This window comes from Clostridium oceanicum, assembly GCF_039521385.1.
GTDB classification, from domain to species: Bacteria; Bacillota; Clostridia; order Clostridiales; family Clostridiaceae; genus Clostridium_F; species Clostridium_F oceanicum.
Window position 1 is genome coordinate 593,444 of sequence record NZ_BAAACG010000006.1, and the last position, 16,287, is coordinate 609,730.

Sequence of the window (16,287 nt, forward strand, 5' to 3'; positions counted from 1 at the left end):
TTTTTTATTAATGGATCTTTAGTAAATTTATAAATTTTTTAATTCTAACATCGTCTCGATAGCTTTCGGTATTGAACTGGAGAAAGACCGGTGCTTTTTTTAAAAAGTTCTGAAAATCTACTAGCACTTTTATATCCTACAATTTGAGAAACTTGACCTATTATAAGATCTGTATCTGCTAAAAGGTGTTCAGCTTGTCCCATACGGCGATGTTGTATGTATTGGGTAGTGGTACATTTGTATAGTTCTTTAAATGTTTTCTTGAATTTAGTAGTTCCCATGCAAGCTATTTTAGAAAGTTTTGATAAAGTAAGCTCATGGGCATAGTGATCGTTAATATATGAAGTTACATTTTTCAAATGCTCTATATCATCATTACAAAGAGTTGAATGATTTTTTTTATGCTCTTTATATTTCTCATATATAAGAGCCATTGCTTCAGAAATTTTACCTTCATAAAATAGTTTAGCAGATATTCCATTACCTTTGTAATTTAATATTTGGTGTAATAAAAAGACCATTTCTGGGAAATCTGTAGTTTCGTCAATGCTTATTAAAGCTAGTTTAGGATCTATATACTCATCTGAAAATTTGTTTTCTAAAAATTCATTACAATATTCAGGCATAAATTCTATTCCTATAGATTTTATAGGGATGTTTTTATGAAATAGTGCATTATACTTACTTCCGTTGCACCAGTAACTTTTCACACAACCTGCATTTAATCGATGGTAAGGATTTAATTCTTCACCGGAAACAGATTCAAAATATGATATACTAAAATATTTTGAAAGTGAACTTTCAAAATAAAAGTCTTCATGAAAATAAAAGTCATGAATTACTATAGAAAAAAGATTTTTATATGAATAAATCCAAAAGTAGCCTACTCCTATAGTAGGATCTAATTTATAACAAGTTCCAATAGAATTGTATTTGCTACAATTTTTAAGTTTAGTAAAACCACTTTTTAAAAGTAACTCTTCATGGACATTTTTTTCTTCTTTCATTTCTAACCTCCTTTGCCTTGATTAGACTCTAATGTATCTTGATTGGACGAATGACAATGATAAGCGTTCTCAATAGAACTTTTATGGTATATACTAAAAATACAAGTTGTACATAATTAAGTTAATTTAAGTCTAAAACCTATTGAATTAAATGTCAATTAAAAACACTATAAAATTTAATAGTTGTTTAAATATGGCTTAGATTAATTAAAACAATATTTTAAGGGGGATGTATATGTCAAAACAATTAAGCAACACAAATAAATTAACAGTAAAAGATCTTGTAACTACAGGTATTTTTACTGCACTTTTTACGGTTATTATGCTTATAGGAGGAGTATTTTTTGCAACTAATCCTGTGCTTACATTTCTTATGCCATTAGGATCAGCATTGCTTCCAGGACCAGTATATTTACTTTTATCTGCAAAAGTTCCAAAGAAAGGAGCAATTACTATTTTAGGAACTTTAGTAGGGATTTTTATGTTTATAACTGGCATGCATTGGAGTATGGCTGTTGGATTTATAGTTTTAGGAATTATTGCAGATGTTATTTCAGCAACTGGAAAATATAAAAATTTTAAACTTACAATAACAGGATATGCGTTACTTATGTTAAGTAACACAACATCATATATAATGTTTTTCTTGGATCAAAAGAATTATTTAGCTTATATGTTAAAAAATAGTACAGCAGATCCAGCATATTTTGATACTATGGTTAAAACAGGTCAAAGTTGGATGCTTCCAGCTATAATTTTAGGTACAATTATTTGTGCTGTTATAGGAGGATTAATAGGCAAAAAATTATTAAGAAAGCAGTTTAGAAAAGCAGGAATAGTGGCATGATGAATTATCTTGCAGTACAAAATAAAGGTGAAAATGGTATTTTAAGAATTGATCCTAGAACAAAGATTATTTTAATGATACTAGGTAATGTAGCAATATTTCTTGAATCAAGTTTTCAAATAGAAATAGTTCTTATTCTTTCTTATTTGTTCTTTGGTTTTTTATGTGGTGCATATAAATCACCAACTAAAATAGTGGTGGCATATTTTTCATTTTCATTACTGCAATATTTATCTATGGTGTATTTAAGTGGAGCATTAGCCCTTATGCTAATCACATTTGCTAAGTTTATAAATATGATTTTACCATGTGCTCTTTTAGCAAGTATAATGATATCTACAACGAAAGCAAATGAATTTATGGCTGGGTTAAATAAAATGAATGTATCAAAGAAAGTTATTATTCCACTAACAGTTATGATTAGATATTTTCCAGTAATATTTCAAGATTTTAGAAAAATAAAAGACGCGATGAGAATGAGAGATGTGAATCCTTCATTTTTAGGATTTTTAAAAAATCCATCTGATACTATTGAATGTATATATGTTCCAATGCTTATGTCTGCATCTAAAGTAGCAGATGAGCTTTCAGCAGCAGCTATAACAAGAGCTATTGAAAATCCTAGTCCAAGGACATGTATGGTAAAAATGAAGATGAAGTTTTGTGATTATTTGTGTATTAGTGTAATGGGAATAGTTATTCTTTTAGAAGCTTTAATACGAGGAGGCGTATTTTTTGGTTGACTTTAAAAATGTTTATTTTAAATATAAAGGGAAAAAAGAGCCTTCTATACGAAATCTTAACCTTAAGATACAAAAGGGACAATGTATAGTTTTATGTGGAAGAAGTGGTTGTGGTAAGACAAGTAATACAAGACTTTTAAATGGACTTATAACAGAGTTTTATCCAGGAGATTTAACTGGCAGCGTAGAAATTGACGGTGATTTTATTTCAGAACTTCCAATATATAAAATATCAAAAAAAGTAGGGTCAGTTTTTCAAAATCCTAATACTCAGTTTTTTAATACAGATACAGATAGCGAGATTGCATTTGGAATTGAAAATCTTTCTGTATCAGAAGAAAAACTAAGATTTATTGTAGATAAGACTTTTCACGATTTTAAAATAGAAAAACTAAAGAATAGAAGTCTTTTTGAGCTATCTGGAGGTGAGAAGCAAAAGATAGCTTTTGCTTCTATTTATGCCATGAATCCAGAGATTTATGTCTTAGATGAACCATCTTCTAATTTAGACAGTTACGCAATTGATGATTTGAAAGAAATATTAACTTTTTTAAAAAGTAAAGGGAAGACAATTATTATAGCAGAGCACAGATTATATTATCTGAAGGATTTGGCAGATGCTATTTGTTATGTAGAAAAGGGAGAAATACAGTCTATATATTCTCCAGAATCTTTTTTAAAAGTTCCTGATGAAGAAAGAAAATCTAAAGGTTTAAGATCTTTAGATTTAAATAAAGTTCAACTCATTAAAAAAGAAGAAGTTAAAAAAGATGATTACTTAGTGATAAAAGATATGACTTTAAGATACGGGAAAAAAGAAATTATAAAAAAAGGTTTTGATATAACTGCATCTAGAGGTGAATGTATATGCATAATAGGTCATAATGGATCCGGAAAAACAACTTTTTCAAAAGCTTTATGTGGGTTACATAAAGAATATGATGGCAAAATTATGGTAGATGGAAAAAACATACCAGATAAAGAGCGTCTTAAAAAGTGTTACCTAGTTATGCAAGATGTTAGTTATCAACTTTTTGCAGAAACAGTTGAAGAAGAATGTGGTTTTGGAATAAAAAATTTTAACAAAGAGGACGTACTTGAAATTTTAAAAGATTTAGATCTTTATAAGTATAAAGATAATCATCCAAATACTTTATCAGGAGGTCAAAAACAAAGACTTGCTGTTGCAACTAGTATTGTAAGTAAAAGAGAAATTCTAATATTTGATGAACCAACAAGTGGACTAGATTATGACAATATGATCAGAGTTTCAAATCTTATAGAAAAACTTAGGGGTGAAGGAAAGCTTATATTTTTAGTGACTCATGATTATGAATTTATTTGTAATACTTGTACTAGAACACTACATTTTGATGAAGGTGCTTTACTGAATGATTATTCTTTGTTAGATGAAGAAGGGAAAAACAAATTAAATAAATTTTTTATATTGAAAAAATAAAAGCACGTATGTAGGGACGGTGAATTATAAAATGGAGTCAAAGAAAAAATCAACTCTTTCAAAGTTACTAAGATTTGCAGGTAAGTATAAAGTTTTAATTATACTTGCAACGGTATTGTCTGGAATAAGTGCAGTTTTATCTTTATTCCCATTTGTTTGTATATGGTTTATTGTAAAAGATATTTTTAATGTACTTCCAGATGTTACTAAGGCTACAGAAAGTATAAAATATGGCTGGATGGCAGTTGGATTTTCAGTTTTAAGTATAGCGCTTTATTTTGGAAGTCTAATGTGTTCTCATTTAGCAGCTTTTCGTGTTGAAAAAAACATGAGAAAAGAAGCAATGCACAAAATTGTTACGCTTCCCTTAGGTTTTTTTACACAAAATACTAGTGGAAAACTTAGAAAAGTAATTGATGATAACGCAAGCTTAACTCATGGTTTTTTAGCCCATCAACTACCTGATATATCCGGAGTTGTTGTAATGCCAATTGCTATAATTATTATATTATTTGTTTTTGACTGGCGTTTAGGATTTGTTTGTTTAATACCATTATTTTTAAGTTTGCTTTTTTTAAAACAAATGATGGGCGGTAATAATGCTAAATTTATGGAAAAGTATATGGATTCCTTAGAAGATATGAATGGATCCGCTGTAGAATATGTTAGAGGAATTCCTGTAGTTAAAGTTTTTCAACAAACAGTGTATTCTTTTAAAAATTTTTATAAATCCATTAAAGGATATAGTGATTTTGCTTCTGAGTATGCTATAAATTGCCGTGTTCCATTGATTGGATTTACAATCACAATAAACCTTCCATCACTACTTTTAATACCAATTGGACTACTTTTCATAGCAAATGCATCAAATTATAGTGCATTTTTACTAGACTTAATTTTTTATATGTTATTTTCACCACTTGCTGTAGTTATGATGACTAAAATTATGTTTTCTAGCGAAAATGTTATGTCCGCAAAAGAATCTTTAAATAGGATTGATGAAATATTAGAAGCAAAGAGTCTTGTTAAAACTAGCAAAGAGAATAAAACAAATAAAAATGACATTATATTTAAAAATGTTAGTTTTACCTATCCTGAGACTGATAAATCTGTAATAGATAATGTGAGCTTTACTATTCCAGAAGGAAAGACTTTTGCATTAGTAGGGCCTTCAGGAGGAGGAAAAAGTACACTAGCAAGTCTTTTAGCAAGATTTTGGGATGTAGATGATGGTAGTATTGAAATTGGTGGAGTTAACGTGAAAGATTTTACGGAAAAAGATTTAATGAATAAAATTGCTTTTGTATTTCAAAATAGTAGATTATTTAAAACAAGCTTATTAGAAAACATTAAAATAGCAAATCCAAAGGCTACAAGAGAAGAAGTATTAAAAGCAGCTCATTTAGCACAGTGTGATGACATAATAGAAAAAATGCCTCAAGGTATAGATACAGTTATAGGTACAGAAGGGGTTTATCTCTCTGGAGGAGAACAACAAAGAATATCCTTAGCTAGAGCTATTTTAAAAGATGTTCCAATAATTATATTAGATGAGGCAACAGCTTTTGCAGATCCTGAAAATGAATACCAAATACAAAAAGCCTTTGAATCTTTAGTTAAAAATAAGACAGTTTTAATGATTGCTCACAGGCTTTCTTCTATAAAAGATGTTGATTCAATTTTTGTTATAAAGGATGGAAATATTATAGAAAACGGAGACCATGAGAGTCTTATAAGGCAAGATGGAGTATATAAAAAAATGTGGCAAGAATATCAAACATCTATTTCATGGAAAGTTGGAAAGGAGAAAGCTAATGTTTAGTTATATTAAAAATAAATTTGCATTAAGTGATCAAGGAACAAAAGATCTTATAAAAGGTAGTATTTATAGTGCACTTGTAAATCTTAGCATGATGATTCCTGTAGGACTTTTTATTCTTATGTTAGATGAATTATTAAGACCACTTCTTGGGAAAGAAGCTACTACCCCAAACACAATAAAATATATAGGTCTTATAGTAGTAGCTGTAGTTATAATGTGTATTTTCCATCATCTTCAATATTCTAATATATATCTTTCAACCTATAAGGAAAGTGCAACAAGAAGAATTAGTTTAGCTGAAAAGTTAAGGGAACTTCCATTGTCATTCTTTGGTATGAGAGATTTATCAGATTTAACAAATATAATTATGGGTGATTGTGCAACATTGGAGCATGCTTTTTCTCATGCTATTCCACAGCTATTTGGTGCTATTATATCTACTACAGTTATAGTTATTGCCTTATTAATAATGGATTGGCGTATGGGACTTGCAGTTCTTTGGGTTGTTCCAGTATCATTTATAATGATTTTTCTTTGTAAGCATATACAACAAAGGTCAAAAGAAAAACATTATAAATCTAAATATGTTTGTGCTGATGGTATACAAGAATGCCTTGAAAATATTCAAGATATAAAAGCATATCATATTGAAAAATCTTATATTAAAGGGTTAGATAAAAAGCTTGATGATTCAGAAAAAGCACAAATAAAATCTGAGCTTACAATGGGAGCAATAGTAACTAGCGCACAAGCTATATTAAGGTTAGGCCTTGCAACAGTTGTTCTTGTAGGAAGTTCACTTTTAATAAAACAGCAAACGGATTTACTTACCTATCTTGTGTTTTTGATTACAGCATCAAGGCTATATGATCCTCTTTCTGGTAATCTTTCTAATATTGCTGAAATTTTTAACGTGGAGATGCCAATTAAAAGAATGAAAGAAATAGAAAATTATAAGGTGCAAGGTGGTAAAAAAGATTACAAACTAAAGGGATATAATATTGATTTTAATAATGTTGGTTTTTCTTACAATGATGAAGAAACAGTTTTAAAAGACATTTCTTTTACAGCAAAGCAAGGAGAAGTAACTGCACTTATAGGCCCATCTGGTAGTGGAAAAAGTACTGCTGCAAAGCTTGCTGCTAGGTTTTGGGATGTAAATAAAGGAAGTATAACCCTTGGAGGAGAAGATATTACAAAAATAGAACCAGAAGCATTGTTGAAAAACTATACTATTGTTTTTCAAGATGTTACTTTATTTAATGAAACTGTAATGGAAAATATAAGACTAGGAAGAAGAGAGGCTAGTGATAAAGAAGTTTTAGAAGCTGCAAAGCTTGCTATGTGTGATGATTTTGTTTCTAATATGCCAAAGGGATATGAAACTTTAATAGGAGAAAACGGATCAACACTTTCTGGTGGAGAACGTCAAAGAATTTCTATTGCAAGAGCTTTATTAAAAGATTCCCCAATTATTTTATTAGATGAAGCTACAGCTTCTTTAGATGTTGAAAATGAAACAAAAATTCAAAGTGCCTTATCTGAATTAATTAAAAATAAAACTGTTCTTGTAGTTGCACACCGTATGAGAACAGTTGAAAATGCAGATAAAGTTGTTGTTTTAGCTGAAGGTTTTGTAAAAGAACAAGGTAATCCTAAAGAATTACTAAAAAAAGATAGTTTATATAGACATATGGTGAACCTTCAATCTAAAAGTATGGATTGGTCATTGTAATAGATAGAGTTATTAAGAAAATTAAGTAGTTATATTTAATTTAGTACAGATTAACTTATTATTTATTCCATATGTCTAGATTTTTATAAGAATCGATAACTTTAACAAATAAGACCACTATTTATTAAAGTTACCGATTTTTTATTATTACTATATATATTTAGAATGAATTGATAAAATTTTAACTAAAAAAGTGGTTACTAATGACAAAAATATGAATATAATGTATAATATAGAAAAGTGCAAACGTTTGCTATCTGTTAAGGAGGTGATAAAACGATTTGTGTTAATATTAAATATGTTATTTTGCTAACTAAGACCTAAAGAATATAAGGGGGATGTAGGATCGATGATAAAGCATAAAAACAAAATATGTATATTTTTAACTTTACTTTTTTTAATTATGAATATTGTTTGTATCAATAGTAAAGCTTTTGCATCAGATAATGGAACTATGATGCAATATTTTGAGTGGTATTTAGATGATGATGGTACCTTGTGGAACGAAATGAATAAAAACTCTGAAAAATTAAGTAAAGCAGGAATTACAGCTTTATGGATACCACCTTCATATAAAGGACAAGATTATAAGGATGTTGGATATGGTGTATACGATTTATATGATTTAGGAGAGTTTAATCAAAAGGGGACAGTTAGAACTAAATATGGAACTAAAGAAGAACTACAAAAAGCTATAAAATCAGCTCATAATGCTGGATTACAGGTTTATGGAGATGTAGTATTAAATCACAAAATGGGTGCAGATTTTAATGAAAAAGTTAAAGCTGTACAAGTTGATCCTTATAATCGTAATAGAGAATTTTCAGATGATAAAACAATTGAGGCTGAGACTGGTTTTAATTTTGAAGGAAGAAAAAATAAGTATTCAGATTTTAAATGGCATTGGTATCATTTTGATGGTATAGATAAAAACGATGGTAAAATAATTTATAAATTCCGTGGTATAGGAAAAGCTTTTGATTGGGAAGTAGATACTGAAAGAGGAAATTATGATTATCTTATGGGTGCAGATTTAGATATGGATCATCCTGAAGTGGTAAATGAATTAAAAAAATGGGGCCTTTGGTTTACAAATACTTTAGATTTAGATGGATATAGATTAGATGCAGTAAAGCATATTAAATTTGATTTTTATACTGATTGGTTAAATTATCAAAGAAATAAAACTGGAAAAGAATTATTTTCAGTAGGAGAATATTTTAGTGGTGATTTAGGTAAACTTCATAATTATATAAATAAAACAAATAGAACAATGTCTCTTTTTGATGTTCCTCTACACTATAAATTTTATAGTGCTTCTAAAAGTGGTGGAAATTATGACATGAGAAATTTAAACAATAATACTTTAACATCAGAAGACCCTACTAAATCAGTTACCTTTGTAGATAACCATGATACAGTTCCGGGACAATCATTACACTCTTATGTTAAACCATGGTTTAAACAGTTAGCTTATACTTTTATACTAACTCGTGAACAAGGATATCCTTGTGTATTTTATGGAGATTATTATGGTACTAATCCTAATGAAGATGGTGAAAAAGTACCAGCTATGAAAGATAGGTTGGATCCTATACTAGCAGCAAGAAAAAAATTTGCTTACGGTGTTCAACATGATTATTTTGATAATCAAGATATAGTTGGATGGACAAGAGAAGGAGATCGTGAACATGAAAAATCAGGTTTAGCATCTTTAATTACAGATGGACCTGGTGGTTCTAAATGGATGTATGTTGGTAAACATTTTAAAGGTAAAACATTCTATGATTATACAGGTAACAGAAGTGATAAAGTTAAAATAAATTCTGATGGATGGGGAGAATTTAAAGTTAATGGAGGTTCCTATTCAATTTGGGTACAAGAATAATAAGTTATTGATTAATTTAAATGATAGTTATTATTATAAAAAATTTAATTTAAATAAGTTTGTATAGCTTATTTTGATTTAAATTTAATAGTCTAGTATAAATTTTAATTAAATAATTTTAGCTAAAAAGTAAAATAGGGTGCCACAAAACATAAAATTTTGTGGTATCTATTTTTTATGTTATTTTTATCATATTTTATTATATTTAGTAACAGGTTATGAGTTTGGTTAACATGTTATTTAATGGTAAAAAACTATTAAATTTTCCATGTAAACGTGTTAAGGTATTAACATAAGATAATGTAAAGGTAAACATAAAAGGGTAGTAAGATTTTTAATAATTTAATAGGGGTGGTTGTATGAAAGAAAAGATAGTTAATGGAATGCAAATTTTTGCAAAAGCTATAATTTTTCCAGTACTGTTTTTACCAATTGTAGGTATAATAATTGCGTTATCTTCAATACTTAGCAATCCTGCTATTGTAGGGGGAAATCAGTTTTTAATAAACCTAGGGAATTTTATTTCAAGTGGTCTTTGGCCAATAATGAATAACTTAGGAATAATCTTTTGTGTAGGTATTGCTATGGGGATGGCAAAGGAAAAAAAGGCAGAAGCAGCACTACTAGGTTTGTTTTCTTTTTTAGTGTATCTTGGAGCAAATAATCAATGGTTAAATATTACAGGAAGGTTAGTAAAATATAAAGTACCTTCTGATTTATATGGTACAGGACAAACGGTAATATTAGGATTTCAAGTAGTAGATATGGGAGTATTTCTAGGATTAATATTAGGAGTAATAGTTGCAGTCTTTCATAATAAATATTGTAATAAAGAGTTTAAAGGAGCATTATCTTTTTATGGTAATACAAAATTTGCTTTTATAGTTTTAGTACCAGTTTTATTAATACTTTCAATATTATTTAGTTATGTATGGCCTGTTATTGCAATAGGAATTAAAGCTTTAACTAATTTTATAAATGTAGCAGGTTATTTTGGAGTATTTGTATATGGATTTTTAAATAGAGTATTAATACCAACAGGATTACATCATTTAATATGGACTCCTTTTTCTTATTCAAACATTGGTGGAGAATTAATGGTGAATGGTAAAACTTATTTTGGAGCATATAATATATTTTTAGCTCAACTAGCAGATCCATCAATACAAGTATTTGATATATCAGCAAAATATCTTCAATATGGTATGGTTAAGATGTTTGGACTTGTAGGTGTAGCATTAGCATTTTATAAAACAGCTAAACCAAAAAACAAAGAAAAGGTAAAAGCTCTTTTAGTTCCAGCAACAGTAACATCAGTTTTAGTTGGGATTACAGAACCACTGGAATTTACATTTTTATTTGTAGCACCAGTATTATGGTTTGTTCATTCAGCCCTAGATGGAATATTTGAGGTTATATTAGTTGCATTAGGAGGAAGAACTTATGCAGCAGGTGGTCTTATAGATTTCTTAGCTTATAATCTTCCTGCAGGAATAGGAAGAACTAAATGGCCAATTTTTATAGCAGTAGGTGCAGTACAATTAGTAGTTTATTATTTTGTATTTAAATTCTTAATTAAAAAATTTAATTTTAAAACTCCAGGTAGAGAAGAAGATAAGGTTAAATTATATAGTAAAAAAGATTATAAAAATAAAAAATCTAAAAATTTAGAGGATAAAAATACATTGGATATAGCTTCTTTAATTGTAGATGGTCTTGGAGGTCCTAAGAATATAGAAACTGTTAATAACTGTTTTTCCAGATTAAGAGTTAAAGTTATAGATACTGAAAAAGTAGATGAAGAATCTCTTAAAGATACAGGTTCATCAGGTGTGATTAAAAATGGAGAAAATATTCAAGTTATATATGGACCTAAAGTTAGCAATATAAGAAATAAAGTAGATAAATATTTAAATAAAATTGACCAAGAAGAGTAATATCATCTGCCATGGAATAAATAATGATAATTTTAAATATTTAATATAATATATAAATTTGTAACAGGTTATCACTTTTTTTAACATGTTATTTAATGCCAAAAAAGTATTAAAATTTTACTGTAAACGTGGTACAGTACTAGTAAAGGAAGAAACAAATTTAAATAAAAATATAAACGTAAAATTTTATTTAAGAGATTCTTTGAGGATTTTTAATAACTTGTTTTTAAATAACGCTTTACCAATGTATTGTGCTAAATATAATAAAAATAAATATTGTATCATAGATTTATGGGTTAAATTTTAATTTATAAGATGCTAATTTAAATTTACAAAAATGATGATAAAAATATAAATGTGAGTGAAGTATTGTTTATAAGTTAGTATGCTATTATTAGTAAAATAAATGAAAATAAGTAAAAAAATATAAACAAAAAAATCAAAAGAAAGAAGGAATTAATATGAAAAAATTTTCAATAACAATAGCAGGTGGAGGAAGTACATTTACTCCAGGAATAGTTTTAATGCTTTTAGAAAATCAAGATAGATTCCCAATTAGAAAAATAAAATTTTATGATAATGATAAAGATAGACAAAATATAGTTGCTAAAGCATGCAAGATTATATTAAGAGAAAAAGCACCAGAAATTGAGTTTTTAGCAACAATAGATCCAGAAGAAGCTTTTTCAGATATAGATTTTGTAATGGCACATATAAGAGTTGGTAAATATGCAATGCGTGAAAAAGATGAAAAGATACCGTTAAAATATGGAGTATTAGGACAAGAAACTTGTGGACCAGGTGGAATAGCATATGGCATGAGATCAATTGGTGGAGTTATAGAGATATTAGATTATATGGAAAAATATTCTCCTAATGCATGGATGCTGAACTATTCAAATCCAGCAGCTATAGTTGCAGAAGCTACTAGAAAGTTAAGACCTAATTCAAAAATATTAAATATTTGTGATATGCCAGTTGGAATAGAAACACGTATGGCAGAAATATTAGGATTAAAATCAAGAAAAGAAATGAGTGTAAGATATTATGGATTGAATCATTTTGGATGGTGGACATCTATCCATGATAAAAATGGAAATGATTTAATGCCAAAACTTAAAGAACATGTTTCAAAAAATGGATATTTAACTGAAGAAGATAAAAAAGGTGAGACAGAAGCAAGTTGGTATGCAACTTTTGGAAAAGCTAAAGATGTATATGCATTAGATCCAGACACGCTTCCAAGTACTTATTTGAAATATTACCTATACCAAGATTATGTAGTTAAACATAGTGATAAAAACTATACTAGAGCAAATGAAGTAATGGATGGCAGAGAAAAATTTGTATTTGGAGAATGCAGAAAAGTTATAGAAAATAATTCAATAGAAGGTTGCAAATTACACACAGAAGAACATGCATCATATATAGTTGATCTTGCAACTGCAATAGCATTTAATACACATGAAAGAATGCTTTTAATTGTAGAAAATAATGGTTCAATAGAAAATTTTGATTCTACAGGAATGGTTGAAATACCATGCATTGTTGGAAGTGCAGGTCCAGAACAATTAACTATAGGAAAAATACCTCAATTCCAAAAAGGATTAATGGAACAACAAGTTTCAGTAGAAAAATTAGTTGTTGAAGCTTGGGCAGAAAAATCTTATCAAAAATTATGGCAAGCATTAACACTTTCAAAAACAGTACCAAGTGCATCAGTTGCTAAACAAATATTAGATGATTTAATAGAAGCTAATAAAGAATACTGGCCAGAATTGAAATAACAATTTAGTAATATAAATAATATTAAGTTTTGAAGTTTTAACAGAAATTAAAAGAATGTACCTATTAATATAAAAAATTTATATTGATAGGTACATTTTATTTATGTTAAAGTCATCTTTTAAAAAGAATAAATAATTTGTATAGAATACGTATTTTGAAAGCATATTCCATAATAAAAAAATAAATAATGGAGTTTAGAAAAATTTATATGTATAATTGTTGTTGTATACTTTTAAATTGAAAAGTTAAAGGGGGATTTTAATGAAAAAGATTTATGCACCGGGATGTGCACTTATGATTTATAAACCATTGCTTGGAAATAAAATATTAGACTTTTTAAGTAAAGATGCACCAATGAAAAAGCATTTAGTTTGTTGTAGACATAACCCTAACTTACAAAAGGGTGTAAAAGTAATTAATACATGTCCAGGATGTGACAAAAGATATAGAGAACTTTATAAAGGAATATCAACTATATCATTATGGGAGATTTTAGCGGAAAGTGAAACATTTAATTTTCCTGATTATAAGGGAATGGAGATGTCAATTCATGATGCATGTCCTACACGCAGTGAAGAAAGAGTACATATTGCTATAAGAAAATTATTAAAAAAAATGAACATAAAAATAATAGAGCCAAAGAATACTAGAACTAAAGCTATATGTTGCGGTGATAGTTTTTATGGAGTTTTGCCTATAGATAAAGTAAAAGAAAAAATGAAAAAAAGAGCGGATGAAATGCCCTGTGAAGATGTAGTAGTTTATTGTGTTTCTTGTATTAAGTCAATATATATAGGAGGGAAAAAACCTCGCTATATAGTTGACCTATTATTTAATGAGAAAACAGAAATAGGAACCTTTGAACCTAATGATTGGCATAATGAATTACAAAACTTTATAGATAAACATTAAGTATTATAGGTTAGTAACTTGTAAATTTCTTATATGTATTTCTATTATTATTTATAAGGTAGTAATTACCGATAAATTATAACAAAAATAAGTAGATAGATTTAGGTTAGAACAAATCTATCTACTTTTATAAGTAATCTATTTATTATTTAACTTTAGTTATTAGTTTGTTATTTATAAGATTCTTTATGTAGGTTTTTAGTCTATATATTCAGTAACTAAATCAGTAAAAAGAATACCATCTAAATGATCAATTTCGTGACAGAAGCATTTAGCTAAAGACTTTGTTCCTGTTAAAGTCATTTTTTCGCCATTTTCATTTAAGGCTTCAATTGTAACTTTAGAGGGCCTTTCTAGTTTTCCCCAAACATCTGGTATACTCAAGCATCCTTCAATAACAGTTTGAGTTCCTTCTTTTTTGATTATTTTTGGATTCACTAGTTTCATAATTCCAGTTCCCATATCAATTACAACTAATCTTCTTAATATACCAACTTGAGGACCAGCTAATGCAGCACCATTTTCAGTGGAATGTAAGGTTTCTGCCATGTCATTTAAAAGTTTTCTTATGTTATCATCTACTACGCCTACAGGTAGACATTTTTTCCTTAATACTTCATCGCCAGATATTCTAATTGTTCTTACTGCCATTTGAATAACACCTCTACTTTATTTTGATCTTGACTTTCTATTGCTTTCTTCAAAAAGAAAAACTTCTTCAATAGTTCTATGGAAAATCTTGCTAATATCATAAGCAAGCCATATTGATGGTTCGAATTTTTCAGTTTCAATAGAATTTATTGCTTGTCTTGATACACCAACAAGTTCTCCTAACTGCTTTTGTGTTAAACCAAGAGATTCTCGTAATTTTTTTAATTTATTTTTCATATAAAACCACCTTTGTAAGGTTAACCTTACATTTTAAATATAACAATATATTATTTTAAAGTCAAGCTACATTATTTTTATATTGTAGATATTTTTTAGTGTTATTTTATATTGGATTTATATTAAAATGAGTACTTAAAATTTTGAAAAAATGAAATTGAATATAAATATTGATGTAAAATTTTGAATGATTAGTGATTTCAGAAAAAATAGTTTATTTTTAAACTTAATTATTATTTAAAAATAATAATTAATAATGATAAATAGTCTTAAATATATTAAATTATAAATTTAATATAAGTAAATTTATTTAAGTACATTTAAAATTCAGAAAATTTTAAATATGAACTTTTTATTAACAGATATTTAAAATTATATTTTATATAGGAATAAATAATCTCAAATATGTTAGTAAGATTACCCTAAGAGGAATTTATGGTTTAAATTTCATATTTAACATATAGTTAACATTATATGTGAACAAAATATGATAAAATTATTAACAAGAAAAAAACTTAAAAGGTATATAAAAACTTTTATACAGTTATATAATGAATCTTATAATTCTATAATATATACTGAATATACAAAAAATGAAATATTATAAAAAAATAATTGCAAAATTTGTTTCCATGTTTTTTTGAAATATAACAAGATTTTAATGAATGATTAACTTTTATAAATTAAAAATTAATCATCAATAATCTATAAAAAACATAGTTTTAAGTTAATATTAGGGAAAATTTTTATTTCATATATATTAACTTAAATTTAAAATAAATACTTTGATAATCAAAGCTATTTTATTATTGCTTTGGTAATCAATAAATGACTTTATCTAAAATGGTTTGGTTTTCAAAATATTTTAAAAGTAAAACAAAGGAGAAGATAATGGATAAAAACATAAGAGAATCACTAACTAATTTTATTTTTATAGCTAGAATTAATCATGTACCTTTAACAGAAGATCAACTAGATCATGATTTTGCTCTTGAAGGTAAAGATGTAGGAGAAAAAGATATTCTCTTAATTTCTAAAAAAGTAGGATTAAAAGCAAAAGCTGTAGAGTTTCAGTATGATGAGTTAAAAGATATTTCTTCAGCCTGTCTTATAGAAACTAAGGACAAAAAATATACTATAGTAACTGCTGTAGGTGAAGAGAAGGTACTTTATTTTGATTTAGAGCATCAAAAGATTTCAGAAATTTCAAAAGAAAACTTTTTAAGTATGTGGAGTGGGAAAATAATACTTATAAAGAATA

13 protein-coding genes are annotated in these 16,287 nt (G+C 27.5%); 10 read left to right on the forward strand and 3 right to left on the reverse strand.

Annotated elements, in window-relative coordinates; all coding sequences use genetic code 11:
* Window positions 1-44: 44 nt before the first annotated feature.
* Window positions 45-1,007: a helix-turn-helix domain-containing protein gene (locus tag ABDZ71_RS06200; RefSeq protein ID WP_343759907.1), complete on the reverse strand. Its 963-nt coding sequence runs from the start codon at window positions 1,005-1,007 to the stop codon at window positions 45-47.
* Window positions 1,008-1,242: 235 nt separating this feature from the next.
* Here ABDZ71_RS06200 and ABDZ71_RS06205 point away from each other — a divergent pair, with 235 nt between their 5' ends.
* From ABDZ71_RS06205 to ABDZ71_RS06245, 9 genes are all read left to right on the forward strand, one after another.
* Window positions 1,243-1,854, forward strand: coding sequence for an MptD family putative ECF transporter S component (locus ABDZ71_RS06205; RefSeq protein WP_343759909.1), 612 nt, complete (start codon window positions 1,243-1,245; stop codon window positions 1,852-1,854).
* Complete coding sequence (locus tag ABDZ71_RS06210) at window positions 1,851-2,597, forward strand: energy-coupling factor transporter transmembrane component T (protein WP_343759911.1); 747 nt, start codon at window positions 1,851-1,853, stop codon at window positions 2,595-2,597. The genes ABDZ71_RS06205 and ABDZ71_RS06210 overlap by 4 nt, the downstream gene beginning before the upstream one ends.
* Window positions 2,590-4,056, forward strand: a complete 1,467-nt coding sequence (locus ABDZ71_RS06215; protein WP_343759913.1) for an ABC transporter ATP-binding protein — start codon at window positions 2,590-2,592, stop codon at window positions 4,054-4,056. Before ABDZ71_RS06210 ends, ABDZ71_RS06215 begins: the two co-directional genes overlap by 8 nt.
* Window positions 4,057-4,087: 31 nt before the next feature.
* Window positions 4,088-5,878, forward strand: coding sequence for an ABC transporter ATP-binding protein (locus ABDZ71_RS06220; protein WP_343759915.1), 1,791 nt, complete (start codon window positions 4,088-4,090; stop codon window positions 5,876-5,878).
* Complete coding sequence (locus ABDZ71_RS06225; RefSeq protein WP_343759917.1) at window positions 5,871-7,613, forward strand: ABC transporter ATP-binding protein; 1,743 nt, start codon at window positions 5,871-5,873, stop codon at window positions 7,611-7,613. The genes ABDZ71_RS06220 and ABDZ71_RS06225 overlap by 8 nt, the downstream gene beginning before the upstream one ends.
* Window positions 7,614-7,962: 349 nt before the next feature.
* On the forward strand, window positions 7,963-9,501 hold the full coding sequence (amyS, locus tag ABDZ71_RS06230; RefSeq protein ID WP_343759919.1) for an alpha-amylase: 1,539 nt from the start codon (window positions 7,963-7,965) through the stop codon (window positions 9,499-9,501).
* 359 nt (window positions 9,502-9,860) lie between these two features.
* Window positions 9,861-11,438 (forward strand): PTS transporter subunit EIIC, encoded by a 1,578-nt coding sequence (locus ABDZ71_RS06235; protein WP_343759922.1) that lies wholly within the window; start codon window positions 9,861-9,863, stop codon window positions 11,436-11,438.
* Between the two features lie 461 nt (window positions 11,439-11,899).
* Window positions 11,900-13,225, forward strand: a complete 1,326-nt coding sequence (locus ABDZ71_RS06240) for a 6-phospho-alpha-glucosidase (RefSeq protein ID WP_343759924.1) — start codon at window positions 11,900-11,902, stop codon at window positions 13,223-13,225.
* A 262-nt stretch (window positions 13,226-13,487) separates the two neighbouring features.
* Window positions 13,488-14,138 (forward strand): (Fe-S)-binding protein, encoded by a 651-nt coding sequence (locus ABDZ71_RS06245; protein WP_343759926.1) that lies wholly within the window; start codon window positions 13,488-13,490, stop codon window positions 14,136-14,138.
* A gap of 198 nt (window positions 14,139-14,336) precedes the next feature.
* On the opposite strand, the gene def is transcribed toward ABDZ71_RS06245, so the two are convergent.
* Together def and ABDZ71_RS06255 are read right to left on the reverse strand one after the other, a co-directional pair.
* A complete protein-coding gene (def, locus tag ABDZ71_RS06250) occupies window positions 14,337-14,789 on the reverse strand; it encodes a peptide deformylase (protein ID WP_343759928.1) in 453 nt (150 codons plus the stop codon).
* An 18-nt stretch (window positions 14,790-14,807) separates the two neighbouring features.
* Window positions 14,808-15,026 (reverse strand): helix-turn-helix transcriptional regulator, encoded by a 219-nt coding sequence (locus tag ABDZ71_RS06255; protein WP_343759930.1) that lies wholly within the window; start codon window positions 15,024-15,026, stop codon window positions 14,808-14,810.
* 891 nt (window positions 15,027-15,917) lie between these two features.
* Between ABDZ71_RS06255 and ABDZ71_RS06260 the strand changes: the two genes are divergently transcribed.
* A partial coding sequence (locus ABDZ71_RS06260; protein WP_343759931.1) for a cysteine peptidase family C39 domain-containing protein occupies window positions 15,918-16,287 on the forward strand: 370 nt, incomplete at its 3' end.

Bases quoted from the DNA above. Each gene is read 5' to 3' on its own strand.
- ABDZ71_RS06220 (WP_343759915.1), top strand. From the start codon at position 4,088: ATGGAGTCAAAGAAAAAATCAACTCTTTCAAAGTTACTAAGATTTGCA.
- ABDZ71_RS06225 (WP_343759917.1), top strand. From the start codon at position 5,871: ATGTTTAGTTATATTAAAAATAAATTTGCATTAAGTGATCAAGGAACA.
- amyS (WP_343759919.1), top strand. From the start codon at position 7,963: ATGATAAAGCATAAAAACAAAATATGTATATTTTTAACTTTACTTTTT.
- ABDZ71_RS06210 (WP_343759911.1), top strand. From the start codon at position 1,851: ATGATGAATTATCTTGCAGTACAAAATAAAGGTGAAAATGGTATTTTA.
- def (WP_343759928.1), bottom strand. From the start codon at position 14,789: ATGGCAGTAAGAACAATTAGAATATCTGGCGATGAAGTATTAAGGAAA.
- ABDZ71_RS06200 (WP_343759907.1), bottom strand. From the start codon at position 1,007: ATGAAAGAAGAAAAAAATGTCCATGAAGAGTTACTTTTAAAAAGTGGT.
- ABDZ71_RS06255 (WP_343759930.1), bottom strand. From the start codon at position 15,026: ATGAAAAATAAATTAAAAAAATTACGAGAATCTCTTGGTTTAACACAA.
- ABDZ71_RS06235 (WP_343759922.1), top strand. From the start codon at position 9,861: ATGAAAGAAAAGATAGTTAATGGAATGCAAATTTTTGCAAAAGCTATA.
- ABDZ71_RS06245 (WP_343759926.1), top strand. From the start codon at position 13,488: ATGAAAAAGATTTATGCACCGGGATGTGCACTTATGATTTATAAACCA.
- ABDZ71_RS06205 (WP_343759909.1), top strand. From the start codon at position 1,243: ATGTCAAAACAATTAAGCAACACAAATAAATTAACAGTAAAAGATCTT.
- ABDZ71_RS06240 (WP_343759924.1), top strand. From the start codon at position 11,900: ATGAAAAAATTTTCAATAACAATAGCAGGTGGAGGAAGTACATTTACT.